The organism is Shigella sonnei, from assembly GCF_002950395.1.
Classification (GTDB): Bacteria; Pseudomonadota; Gammaproteobacteria; order Enterobacterales; family Enterobacteriaceae; genus ECMA0423.
On sequence record NZ_CP026802.1, the window covers coordinates 4,699,501 to 4,711,584 of the forward strand.

Annotated in this window: 9 protein-coding genes and 3 pseudogenes; 4 read left to right on the plus strand and 8 right to left on the minus strand. The window is 51.6% G+C overall.

What is annotated here, in order from left to right; translation table 11 throughout:
- The first annotated feature begins 8 nt into the window (after positions 1–8).
- Positions 9–1,526 (plus strand): lysine--tRNA ligase, encoded by a 1,518-nt coding sequence (gene lysS, locus C1P89_RS24270; protein WP_000003068.1) that lies wholly within the window; start codon positions 9–11, stop codon positions 1,524–1,526.
- Positions 1,527–1,568: 42 nt separating this feature from the next.
- Here the strand turns inward: lysS and idi are convergent, their stop codons facing one another.
- A complete protein-coding gene (gene idi, locus C1P89_RS24275) occupies positions 1,569–2,117 on the minus strand; it encodes an isopentenyl-diphosphate Delta-isomerase (RefSeq protein ID WP_001192814.1) in 549 nt (182 codons plus the stop codon).
- 54 nt (positions 2,118–2,171) lie between these two features.
- Here idi and C1P89_RS24280 point away from each other — a divergent pair, with 54 nt between their 5' ends.
- Positions 2,172–2,243: a protein YqfH gene (locus C1P89_RS24280; protein WP_120795390.1), complete on the plus strand. Its 72-nt coding sequence runs from the start codon at positions 2,172–2,174 to the stop codon at positions 2,241–2,243.
- Here the strand turns inward: C1P89_RS24280 and yqfG are convergent.
- Together yqfG and C1P89_RS24290 are read right to left on the minus strand one after the other, a co-directional pair.
- The gene (gene yqfG / locus C1P89_RS24285) at positions 2,240–2,365 is read right to left on the minus strand and encodes a protein YqfG (RefSeq protein WP_001010157.1); all 126 of its coding nucleotides are present in this window, start codon (positions 2,363–2,365) and stop codon (positions 2,240–2,242) included. The two genes, C1P89_RS24280 and yqfG, sit on opposite strands and share 4 nt — an antisense overlap.
- A 1-nt stretch (position 2,366) precedes the next feature.
- Positions 2,367–3,445 (minus strand): annotated as a pseudogene (locus C1P89_RS24290) (solute carrier family 23 protein).
- A 435-nt stretch (positions 3,446–3,880) separates the two neighbouring features.
- Here C1P89_RS24290 and ygfT point away from each other — a divergent pair.
- Both ygfT and C1P89_RS24300 read left to right on the plus strand, forming a co-directional pair.
- The gene (ygfT, locus tag C1P89_RS24295) at positions 3,881–5,800 is read left to right on the plus strand and encodes a formate-dependent uric acid utilization protein YgfT (protein WP_005143509.1); all 1,920 of its coding nucleotides are present in this window, start codon (positions 3,881–3,883) and stop codon (positions 5,798–5,800) included.
- Positions 5,800–6,288 carry a 4Fe-4S dicluster domain-containing protein gene (locus C1P89_RS24300; protein WP_000838428.1) on the plus strand — a complete coding sequence of 163 codons (489 nt, stop codon included), beginning with the start codon at positions 5,800–5,802 and terminating at the stop codon, positions 6,286–6,288. The genes ygfT and C1P89_RS24300 overlap by 1 nt, the downstream gene beginning before the upstream one ends.
- 47 nt (positions 6,289–6,335) lie before the next feature.
- Here C1P89_RS24300 and C1P89_RS24305 read toward each other — a convergent pair.
- The 5 genes and pseudogenes from C1P89_RS24305 to ssnA form a co-directional block, all read right to left on the minus strand.
- Positions 6,336–6,707, minus strand: a pseudogene (locus C1P89_RS24305) (solute carrier family 23 protein); the annotation flags it as partial.
- A gap of 35 nt (positions 6,708–6,742) precedes the next feature.
- Positions 6,743–7,057, minus strand: coding sequence for an amidohydrolase family protein (locus C1P89_RS24310; RefSeq protein ID WP_000942197.1), 315 nt, complete (start codon positions 7,055–7,057; stop codon positions 6,743–6,745).
- Positions 6,990–9,929 (minus strand): molybdopterin-dependent oxidoreductase Mo/Fe-S-binding subunit, encoded by a 2,940-nt coding sequence (locus C1P89_RS24315; protein WP_000583599.1) that lies wholly within the window; start codon positions 9,927–9,929, stop codon positions 6,990–6,992. Before C1P89_RS24315 ends, C1P89_RS24310 begins: the two co-directional genes overlap by 68 nt.
- Positions 9,926–10,704: pseudogene (gene ygfM, locus C1P89_RS24320) on the minus strand (molybdopterin-dependent oxidoreductase FAD-binding subunit). Before ygfM ends, C1P89_RS24315 begins: the two are co-directional and overlap by 4 nt.
- A gap of 50 nt (positions 10,705–10,754) precedes the next feature.
- On the minus strand, positions 10,755–12,083 hold the full coding sequence (ssnA, locus tag C1P89_RS24325; protein ID WP_000906260.1) for a putative aminohydrolase SsnA: 1,329 nt from the start codon (positions 12,081–12,083) through the stop codon (positions 10,755–10,757).
- Position 12,084 lies beyond the last annotated feature (1 nt).

Below are 12,084 nucleotides of genomic sequence, written 5' to 3' on the forward strand. Positions count from 1 at the left end.
GAACCAACATGTCTGAACAACACGCACAGGGCGCTGACGCGGTAGTCGATCTTAACAATGAACTGAAAACGCGTCGTGAGAAGCTGGCGAACCTGCGCGAGCAGGGGATTGCCTTCCCGAACGATTTCCGTCGCGATCATACCTCTGACCAATTGCACGCAGAATTCGACGGTAAAGAGAACGAAGAACTGGAAGCGCTGAACATCGAAGTCGCCGTTGCTGGCCGCATGATGACCCGCCGTATTATGGGTAAAGCGTCTTTCGTTACCCTGCAGGATGTGGGTGGCCGCATTCAGCTGTACGTTGCCCGTGACGATCTGCCGGAAGGCGTTTACAACGAGCAGTTCAAAAAATGGGACCTCGGCGACATCCTCGGCGCGAAAGGTAAACTGTTCAAAACCAAAACCGGCGAACTGTCTATCCACTGTACCGAGCTGCGTCTGCTGACCAAAGCACTGCGTCCGCTGCCGGATAAATTCCACGGCTTGCAGGATCAGGAAGCGCGCTATCGTCAGCGTTATCTGGATCTCATCTCTAACGATGAATCCCGTAACACCTTTAAAGTACGCTCGCAGATCCTCTCTGGTATTCGCCAGTTCATGGTGAACCGCGGCTTTATGGAAGTTGAAACGCCGATGATGCAGGTGATCCCAGGCGGTGCCGCTGCGCGTCCGTTTATCACCCACCATAACGCGCTGGATCTCGACATGTACCTGCGTATCGCGCCGGAACTGTACCTCAAGCGTCTGGTGGTCGGTGGCTTCGAGCGTGTATTCGAAATCAACCGTAACTTCCGTAACGAAGGTATTTCCGTACGTCATAACCCAGAGTTCACCATGATGGAACTCTACATGGCTTACGCAGATTACAAAGATCTGATCGAGCTGACCGAATCGCTGTTCCGTACTCTGGCACAGGATATTCTCGGTAAGACGGAAGTGACCTACGGCGACGTGACGCTGGACTTCGGTAAACCGTTCGAAAAACTGACCATGCGTGAAGCGATCAAGAAATATCGCCCGGAAACCGACATGGCGGATCTGGATAACTTCGACTCTGCGAAAGCGATTGCTGAATCTATCGGTATCCACGTTGAGAAGAGCTGGGGTCTGGGCCGTATCGTTACCGAGATCTTCGAAGAAGTGGCAGAAGCACATCTGATTCAGCCGACCTTCATTACTGAATATCCGGCAGAAGTTTCTCCGCTGGCGCGTCGTAACGACATTAACCCGGAAATCACAGACCGCTTTGAGTTCTTCATCGGTGGTCGTGAAATCGGTAACGGCTTTAGCGAGCTGAATGACGCGGAAGATCAGGCGCAACGCTTCCTGGATCAGGTTGCCGCGAAAGACGCAGGTGACGACGAAGCGATGTTCTACGATGAAGATTACGTTACCGCACTGGAACATGGCTTACCGCCGACAGCAGGTCTGGGGATTGGCATCGACCGTATGGTAATGCTGTTCACCAACAGCCATACCATCCGCGACGTTATTCTGTTCCCGGCGATGCGTCCGGTAAAATAAGCATTACGTTATGCTCACAACCCCGGCAAATGTCGGGGTTTTTTAATTGTGCTGCGCGAAAGCAGACAACAATTTTCTTGCTTCACTATTGGCTGCCTGCATCACCATCCACGGACTGAACGCCCACGGTGTGGCATCAATACCGTGTAATACATCTGCTAAATCACACCATTGATAATCCATCACTTCATCATCGTTGATCTGTAACGCACTGGTGGTGCGTGCGGCAAATACCGGACACACTTCATTTTCCACAATGCCATTCGGATCGGTGGCGCGATAGCGAAAGTCAGGATAGATAGATTCAGGAGGCGTAATTTCCACGCCAAGCTCATAACGGCAACGGCGGATCACCGCGTCTTCGTTGCTTTCTCCCAGTTGTGGGTGCCCACAAACCGAGTTAGTCCACACGCCAGGCCACGCTTTTTTGCTCAGTGCGCGGCGGGTAACTAATAATTGTCCTTTGGCATTAAACAGCCAACTGGAGAACGCGAGATGTAAGCGGGTGTCTGCCGTGTGTGCGGCATACTTTTCCAGCGTACCCGTGGGAACTCCCTGTGCATTCAATAAAATGACGTGTTCCGTTTGCATAATTTCTCACATGTAATTCTGATCACTCATCATTATAGATAATTGAAGAGTGAAATGATTAACCAAGTGAGCGTTTATCGACAACCGCCCGTTTTGAGCGGATGCCGACAGGTAAAAACCATTTAAAAAAGTAGCATCATATATTTGAAGCGACTTTCAATGGCCATTGCAACACAGTCAGAAATGACAGGAATAGAGAGAGTAAAAAGCAACAGCAGACTGAATATAACGCGCATTAAAAAATTCATATTATTCTCCATGCTCATTTTTCTTCAGCTTGCGCATCAGAAGCCACATACGTACTGTCCTGACTTTTAAATCTTTATCAGAGACGGATTCCTTCACCAGGTCAGCATGATGCTGGTAGCCATTAAAGAAGACATTCAGCACAACGGCGCTAAGGGTTGCGAGCATAATGCCGCTATGCAGCAACGGTTGCAGTACGGCCGGTAACTTAGAAAAGAAATCGTGAGAGAGCGTCGGAGTCATGCCAACGCCGAGACTGATCGCCACAATATAGAGGTTGTAACGGTTGGTGGTGTAGTTACAGCGCGACAGAATTCGAATCCCTGTCGCCAGTACCATGCCGAACATCACCAGCCCAGCACCGCCCAGCACAAATTGCGGAATGGAGGCGACCAGCACCGCCATTTTTGGCACCATGCCAAACAGGATTAATATAATTCCCGAAGAAATACACACCCAGCGGCTATAAATCCTTTCGCATAGCGAGTAATGAGCAAGATAAAAATTAAGACAGCAAAGGAGATACCTAAATAAACGGGATTACCATATTGCGGATTCCCTTTACCTCCGGCGGCCCAGTCAATACCCACCTGAATGATGCTAAGCCCAATAGAAGTAATAACCACACCGGTAACCAGTGGCGGGAATAAAGGCATCAAGCGACCAATAAATGGCGCTAATAATGTGGTGATAAAACCCGCGGCGATAGTGGCACCAAATATCCCCAGCAGGCCGATATCCGGGTTCATCCCAATGGCTATCATTGGTGTTACAGCAGCAAAGGTCACCGACATAATCACCGGCAGGCGGATCCCCATAAAGCGGCCGATACCGATACATTGCAATAATGTGACGATCCCGCAGCAAAAGAGATCCGAGCTAATGAGCATCGCAATAGCATCTTTTGAGAGGCCCAGTCGGTCACCAATCATAAGAGGAACAGCGACTGCACCTGCGTACATGACAAGGACGTGTTGCAGACCGAGTATGATCAGCTTTCCTGGTGATAATATGCGGTCAACCTCATCAGTTGGGCGGTCTTGCCCAGAAGATGAGGGAAGTTGGGAATCTATGGCGCTCATCAGTGTTTCTCCTTTCGCCCGCCAGAGTAAAAAGCAACCGTTTACGTTAATGAAACTGTCTAAACACATGCTCGTGGAGTGCCAGTTTTTGCGAGGAAGGGGAGTTAGAGACAGGAATTGCGGAGGCAATCACATAATCGTGCTTAAACCACGAAAATGACAAGAGAACCTGACAATGGAATTATCTGTAATTTTCTCATATTGATATTTCATTAATCATTCTGGCATGTCGCACTCTAGCATTTAATCGTTTTTATCTGGATAGCGCTCTTTTGATCGGCAATGTTGAAATAATGAAAGCGGCATAGATTGAGGGGCAATAATTTGAACTCAGTCGCAAAATTATAATTAAAACGGTCATGCTACCTAATATATGCCCGTTTATTGCATCGCGAAATTTGAGAAGACATAACTCATTAAATGAAAGGGATGCAAATGAATAAGTTTATCGCTGCTGAAGCTGCGGAATGTATAGGCTGTCATGCTTGTGAAATTGCCTGTGCGGTGGCACACAATCAAGAAAACTGGCCGCTGAGTCACAGTGACTTTCGACCGCGTATCCACGTTGTAGGGAAAGGCCAGGCTGCGAATCCGGTGGCCTGCCATCACTGCAACAATGCCCCTTGTGTTACGGCTTGTCCGGTTAATGCTCTGACTTTCCAGTCCGATAGCGTACAACTGGACGAGCAAAAATGTATTGGCTGTAAAAGATGCGCAATCGCTTGCCCCTTTGGCGTCGTTGAGATGGTCGATACGATTGCGCAGAAATGCGACCTTTGTAACCAGCGCAGTTCCGGCACGCAAGCCTGTATTGAAGTCTGCCCAACACAGGCGTTACGACTGATGGACGATAAAGGGTTACAGTGGATAAAGGTGGCTCGCCAGCGCAAAACGGCAGCAGGAAAAGCGTCATCAGACGCTCAGCCATCTCGCAGTGCAGCGTTGCTCCCCGTTAACTCGCGTAAAGGCGCAGATAAAATTTCAGCGAGTGAACGGAAAACCCACTTTGGCGAAATCTATTGCGGGCTGGATCCACTGCAAGCGACTTATGAGAGTGACCGCTGTGTTTATTGTGCCGAAAAAGCTAACTGCAACTGGCATTGCCCGCTGCATAACGCTATTCCGGATTACATCCGTCTGGTACAGGAAGGAAAGATTATTGAAGCGGCAGAACTTTGCCACCAGACCAGTTCCTTACCAGAAATCTGCGGCAGGGTATGCCCACAGGACCGTCTTTGTGAAGGCGCATGTACTTTGAAAGATCACTCTGGCGCAGTCTCTATCGGTAATCTGGAACGCTACATCACCGATACCGCGCTGGCGATGGGCTGGCGTCCCGATGTCAGCAAAGTTGTTCCCCGTATCGAAAAAGTGGCGGTGATTGGCGCTGGGCCAGCAGGGTTAGGGTGTGCTGATATTCTGGCGCGCGCGGGAGTTCAGGTTGATGTCTTTGATCGCCATCCAGAAATTGGCGGTATGCTGACTTTTGGCATTCCTCCTTTCAAACTCGATAAAACGGTATTAAGCCAGCGGCGAGAGATATTCACCGCAATGGGAATCGACTTTCATCTTAACTGTGAAATTGGCCGCGATATTACCTTTAGCGATTTAACTTCTGAATATGATGCAGTTTTCATCGGCGTGGGGACTTACGGGATGATGCGAGCAGATCTGCCGCATGAAGATGCGCCCGGTGTCATTCAGGCTCTACCGTTCCTGACTGCCCATACCCGCCAGCTCATGGGATTGCCGGAGTCTGAAGAGTATCCGCTGACGGACGTGGAAGGTAAGCGAGTCGTGGTATTGGGCGGTGGCGATACGACAATGGATTGTTTGCGGACTTCCATTCGCCTCAATGCTGCCAGCGTGACCTGCGCGTATCGTCGTGATGAAGTCAGTATGCCGGGCTCGCGCAAAGAGGTGGTTAATGCGCGCGAGGAAGGTGTCGAGTTTCAGTTCAATGTTCAACCGCAATATATCGCTTGTGACGAAGATGGGCGTTTAACTGCGGTGGGCCTGATTCGTACCGCCATGGGTGAGCCGGGGCCGGATGGTCGCCGTCGTCCTCGTCCGGTAGCGGGTTCAGAGTTTGAATTGCCCGCCGATGTTCTGATTATGGCCTTTGGTTTCCAGGCGCATGCCATGCCGTGGTTGCAGGGCAGCGGAATTAAACTCGATAAATGGGGCCTGATTCAAACCGGTGACGTCGGGTATTTACCTACCCAGACGCATCTGAAAAAAGTCTTTGCTGGTGGTGATGCAGTTCATGGCGCGGATCTGGTTGTCACTGCAATGGCCGCAGGAAGGCAGGCGGCGCGCGATATGTTAACTCTGTTTGATACGAAGGCATCGTGATGAAATCGTTAATTATCGTTAATCCGGCTGACTGTATTGGCTGCCGTACTTGTGAAGTAGCCTGTGTGGTCGCTCACCCTTCAGAACAGGAGTTGAATGCCGATGTCTTTTTACCCCGGCTGAAGGTACAGCGACTGGACAGCATCAGTGCGCCGGTGATGTGCCATCAGTGTGAAAACGCCCCTTGTGTTGGCGCTTGCCCCGTGGGGGCGCTGACGATGGGCGAGCAGGTGGTGCAGACCAATTCTGCCCGTTGTATTGGCTGTCAGAGTTGCGTCAGTGCGTGCCCGTTTGGAATGATCACCATTCAGTCGTTGCCGGGGGATACCCGACAACAAATTGTGAAATGCGATCTCTGTGAACAGCGGGAAGAGGGGCCAGCCTGTGTTGAATCTTGCCCGACACAGGCGCTGCAGTTGCTTACTGAAAGAGAACTCAGGCGAGTCCGCCAGCAGCGTATTGTTGCCAGCGGTGAGAATCCTCTGTGAAAGAAATCTCCGCGCTGAAAGGCGCGGAGAATCTATTAGATTGCCCAACCACCCGCGTAAAATGCGACCAGTGCGACAGGAACGCTAATTTGTTGCCCGAGTACCAGACTGAATGCGGTAAATGCCGTCAAGGAAATCGCACAACCAATCGCCATTGGCAAATTGGCCTACAACCCCATCAGCAACGAGCCGAAGCCCGCGACCAGACAGGTGGCAACAAACACAGCTGCGGGAGGAAAACCTGCTTTGCCCAGCATTCCCGGAACGACGATAACGGAATAAACCATGGCCAGAAAGGTCGTTAAGCCAGCCAGTACTTCCTGACGAACGGTACTGCCACGAGCGGTAATTTTAAAATAATTATCCAGCGCGCCCTGTGGCTTTGGTGCGTCCGGTGTTTGTAGGATGTCTCCAGACATAATGATGTCCTCACGAGGATGTTAAAGTTTTATTATTAGTTGCGTTCGTACACCAGACGACCATCAACGTAGGTGCGGTAGATCGAACGGTCATCGCCCAACGTCATCATCACGAACAATTTGTCGACTAAAGAAACAGAGTTGTCATAGCGCAGCTGCTGTAGCGGAGTGGCGGTGGGTTCCATCACCACGAAATCAGCCTCTTTGCCAGGTAAAAAGTTGCCAATCAAATCGTCAAGGCCCAGAGATTTCGCTCCGCCGAGCGTGGCCAGGTAAAACGCTTCATATGCCGAGAGGCGATAGCCTTGTAATTGCAACACTTTGTAGGCTTCGTTCAGCGTTTGCAGCATGTTGAAAGTTGTTCCGGCACCGATATCCGTTCCCATGCCCACTTTGACTTTCTTCTGCCCAGATGCCGCATGCATCGTGAATTGCGGTAGCAATCGCCGGAGCTGCGCCATTTACACCGATTTCCGAGATCGATTTCGCCCCGAACGGGCCGACTTTATCGTCGCTCGGCACCAGCACAGCGCGGAAATCACGCGGAATGTCACCAATTTTCGGTGCGCCGTAACTGCGTAAATCACGCGTTAACGGGTGACCTTCGGCGTCATAAATGATCTCTTCGCTCATACTGTGGCCGATAGCTCGCAGGGTAGCACCGTAGATTTGTCCCAATGCTAATTCCGGGTTGACCGGTGTACCGCAGTCCAGCAAGGCGTAGAATTTATCCAGGCGGATTTCACCCGTACGCGTGTTGACGGCAACTTCAGCGAAGTTTGCGCCATACGGGAAGGCGAAATCAGGCGTGATATAACTGCCAGTTCCCACCAGTGAACCAAAGCCGATGCCGGTTTCGCCTTTATGGGCAATATCCCCGAAACTAACTTCGCCTTTCTTGCCGCGCACGACGCCCGGCGTTGCCAGTTGAACATCTGCCACTGCCTCACCTAACATTTGCGCGCCGTGGAACAGAATTTTCTCCCGTAGATTTTCCGCTGCCAAACGCGCCGCGTTACCCGAGAAGCAAGTACCGGACGAGGCATATGCGCCTTTATCAAACAACGCATGATCGGTATCACCGGAGATAACATGCACGTCCTGCGGTGGGCAGTGCAGCACTTCTGCTGCCAGTTTCGTCACTACAGTATCCAGACCAGTACCAATATCCGCACCGCCAGAATGAACGATAAAGGTGCCGTCCGATTCCAGTTTGATCATGCAGTTAGCCTGATCGATATCCGGGATACCCGATTTCTGCATGATAATGGCGACGCCGCGACCGATGTGCCAGTCACCATTTTGCGGTTTCGGTGACGACCATTGGATCATCTCGCGACCCTGACGCAGGATCTCTTCCAGTGCACAGCTGGCGGCGGAAGGAACGGAGGTCGGCGCTTTACCTTCACCGATTGCACCGAGAATTTTCAGCTCTTGCCCTTCGTGTACCCGGTTACGTTCGATAATTTCCAGTTGGTCGATCTGTAACTGTTCAGCCAGTTCCGCTAATGCCATGGTGATAGCGAAGTTACCTTTCGGTGCGCCATAACCCTGATAAGCACCATTTGGGCAAATGTTGCTGTAGTAGGTGGTGACCTGGAAATCGACGTTATCGCACGGATATAACGGCAGCGACAGCGCCGGTCCGTTACACGGTACGGTGAGTGAGTGGTTGCCGTAAGGGCCAGTGTTGGCGCGGAAATCCATCTTCACTGCCGTCAGGCGACCATCTTTTTTCGCTCCCAGTTTGACGGTGACTTTCGCGACGTGACGAGAGGTGTTAGCAATAAACTCTTCTTCACGGGTGTAGCGGAATAGTACCGGACGCCCGGTCACGCAGGTTGCCCAGGCGCACACTTCTTCCAGCAGGATGTCCTGTTTGGAACCAAAACCGCCGCCAACTCGCTCTTTAATGACATGAACTTTATGCTGTTTCATGCCCACGAGGCGCGCGACCTGGCGGCGTAAGTGCCATGGTACCTGGGTGGAGGCGTGGATAACCAGACGATCGCCGTCCATCCGGGTAAAGCAGATATGTGTTTCAGTCGGGCACTGCTGTGCCTGCGTTGAGTTATAGGTTCGCTCAATGATCACATCGGCATCGGCAAAGCCTTTGTCCATATCGCCAATATGACCATGAATACTGGCGGCGATATTTTTGCGAGGGCGAGAACCGATCGGGAAGTTGATGATCATATGCTCGCCGCGCTGGGCTGCATGGCTGTTATCGTCTTCCAGAGTATCTGGCGCACCAGCAACATACACCACCGGTTCATCGTGCACGACAGGCGCATCTTCCGCCATTGCTTCGTCGATCGACATTACCGGCTTAAGCACTTCATATTCAACGTCGATGAGCTTCAGTGCTTCGAGCGCAATTTCTTCACTTTCTGCGACGACCGCAGCAACACGATCGCCGACGTGACGCATTTTCTTGCCGAACATACGGCGGTCAAGCGGTGACGGTTCCGGTGCGCTCTGACCCCCCGGGGTATAGTAGATATCAGGGCAATTCAGGTGAGTAATAACGTGAACGACGCCCGGTAAGGCTTCAGCTTTGCTGACATCCAGATGAGTAATCAGTGCGTGAGCGTGTGGGCTACGTAACATTTTAATGACGCAGGCGTCAGCCGTTACGCAGTCTTCAACATAGCAGGGTTTCGCCTGCACCATTTTCGCGGCATCAGTTTTAGGATAATGCTTGCCAATGACGTCAAGGTCGTCACGGAAAGTCGGAGCGATATCAATGGTGGCCTGCGGATTATTTTTACGTGCAACCGCCAGTTCAATGACCTGATAGTATTGTTGCCAGCCTGCATCGCGGCTGAACAAACCAGAAAGCGCGTCGTCGATCTCTTCGCGGGTAGGTGCGGCGATGCGATCGAGAAGATCGGTGATAATCAGAGCTGCAGCTGGATCGTTATAACCAGACTGCACCACGCCAACATCAACCATTGCCTGTTGAACCAGACTTAACTCGTTCCATTTACCCAGAGATTCTGCGGTACGAATATCTGCCTTCTCTAACTGTGCGGCAATAAGCAAGGACGCGTTAACGATATTACCGTTAAAGATTATTGCGTCAGAACCGGCAAACCCGAAGCCATCATCACTGTTGCGTACAGAGTGCATTCCCATGTTAAACAACAGCTTTTGCACGTTTTCGCCTGGATTAACGGTTAGCTCCTGAGGCGCGCCATTTAAAGTAAAGTGGATGATCATACGGCTTCCTCCCCAGCCTGTTGGCAGTCGGCATACAGGTCGGCTACCAGAACTCCCGTGATATAGCGTTTATAGGCCACGCTGCCCGCAAATCTTCCTGCGGGAAAATGGCGTTGGCGACAGCCTGTTCAAGTGCATTGCCTTCCAGATTTTGTTTTTCGACATCGTGCAGACGCAGTGCTTTACTGGCGACGCCATCCAGCGCAATTCGCATACCGTCGTGGTCTGTCATTGCAACGGCTGCCGTCACGACGGTTAAACCTGCCTGAGAACGGCTAATTTTGCGGGTCGCACAGGTGCGATACGGATCTTTAATGATAATTTCGGTTAGCAGGCGATCGCATGGGCAGGCCAGGTAGTCCTCGATTGACAGCGTTTCGCCGTTGCCAAAAACCAGTTCAGCATCCAGTGCTAGCAGGACGGGAAGCAGCACTGACTCTTCCTGCCGGGCGGCGATTTCACCACCAATGGTCGACTGATTACGAACATGGCGTGAGTAAACAAAACCGAGGGCTTCACGCAGTGCTGCAGGAATAAAGCGCGCATCACGCAGTGGCTGCAAGCGAGACATTGCACCAATCCGCAGTGCACCGTTATCCCAGTCAACCCAGTCCAGTTCCAGATCCTGTAAGGAAATGGCAATCTTTTTATCGGTACGGGTTGGTGTAGCATTGAGTTTGCTGCCCCCGGCGAACCAGACGGCTTCATCCTGGTAGCGGCGCTTCAGTTCCAGCGCCTGTTCGACAGAGTCGGGCCTGAAAAATTGTTCAATCATCTTCTTTCCTTATTTAACCCTCTTCCCTGCGGGAAGAGGGCATCTGTCATTTATGCCAGCGCATCCATCCGACGCCACATACTGGCAGCGGCTTTTCTGGCTTGTGCATAAATGGAATCGCAATCGAAGTTAAACTGACGGTCTTCATAGACCATCACACCATTGACCATCACGCTGTGAACGCTGCCTGAGCCCATACCGAAAGCGATATGCCCGGCGATATTGTCTGCCAGCAGCGGCGTCGGCGAGTTGTAATCGCAAATGGTCAAATCAGCTTTGTAACCGGCTTCCAGAAGCCCAAATTTCGCGCCAAAGTTGCGGCTCATCAGTTCGTTACCGTTAGTCAGGGCTTTGGCAAAACTGTCAGGCCACAGCGGACCACCCGCATCGCGATGTTTAAAGAAGGCAAATTTCATCTCTTCAAACATGTCCGAACCAATGCCGTCCGTTCCCAATGCCAGGTTGCGGATGTCGCTAAGGTGATGGTTGTAGCCGACATGGTTGTTCATGTTTGAACGGGCGTTATGCACCAGGAACGCATCGCGCTGATTGAGTAGGGCGATGTCATCTTTCGACAAGTACAGCCCATGAGCGACCAGCGTTTTGCTGTCGATGAGGTCGAATTGCGCCAGTCGTGCCAGCAGGTCTTTGCCGTACCAGTGGTGACTGTAGGAAACGTCGTAAAGGTCTTCCGCAGCGTGAATATGCAAACCACGGCCTGTGGCTTTCACGGCTTCACGCAGCATCTCCAGACCGGCATCCGGCACGGTAAACGGCGCGTGAGCACCGATATGTGCTTCCACCAGATACGGCTCGCTTGTCGCTTTCTTCGCCTCATCAATCAAACGGGCGAAACGGATGTTTTCTTCTACACCTTCCTGCAACTCTTTGATGCCGTTGTTACGGTCAGTAGTTTCAAAACAGGTCATCGCGCGCAGGCCAACTTTTAAAAATGCGTCGCGCAATGTGGAGAGCGACCCGCCGATATACGCCGGCGAGGCATGGTGATCGATAACCGATGTACATCCGCTCTTAATCGCTTCCAGGGAACAAATCAGTCCGCTGTAATAGAGCGACTCTTCATCAAGGGCGCGATCGAGCCGCCACCAGAGATTTTTCAGCGTTGAGATGAAATCCGGGCAAGGGGCGATGTTTGCCATAATTCCGCGGGAAAGCTCCGAGTAAAAATGGTTGTGCGAGCAGACAATTCCCGGCATCACAATCCGACCATGCATCTCTTTGTAGCTGGCATCGGGGTAGCGTTGCGTCAGGGCATCGCCGATAGCGACAATCACGTCATTTTCGATAGCGATATCAACGCCTTCCTGCACTTTCGCCGGGTGTAACTGCACTGCGGTGACATTCTTCAGAATCAACATG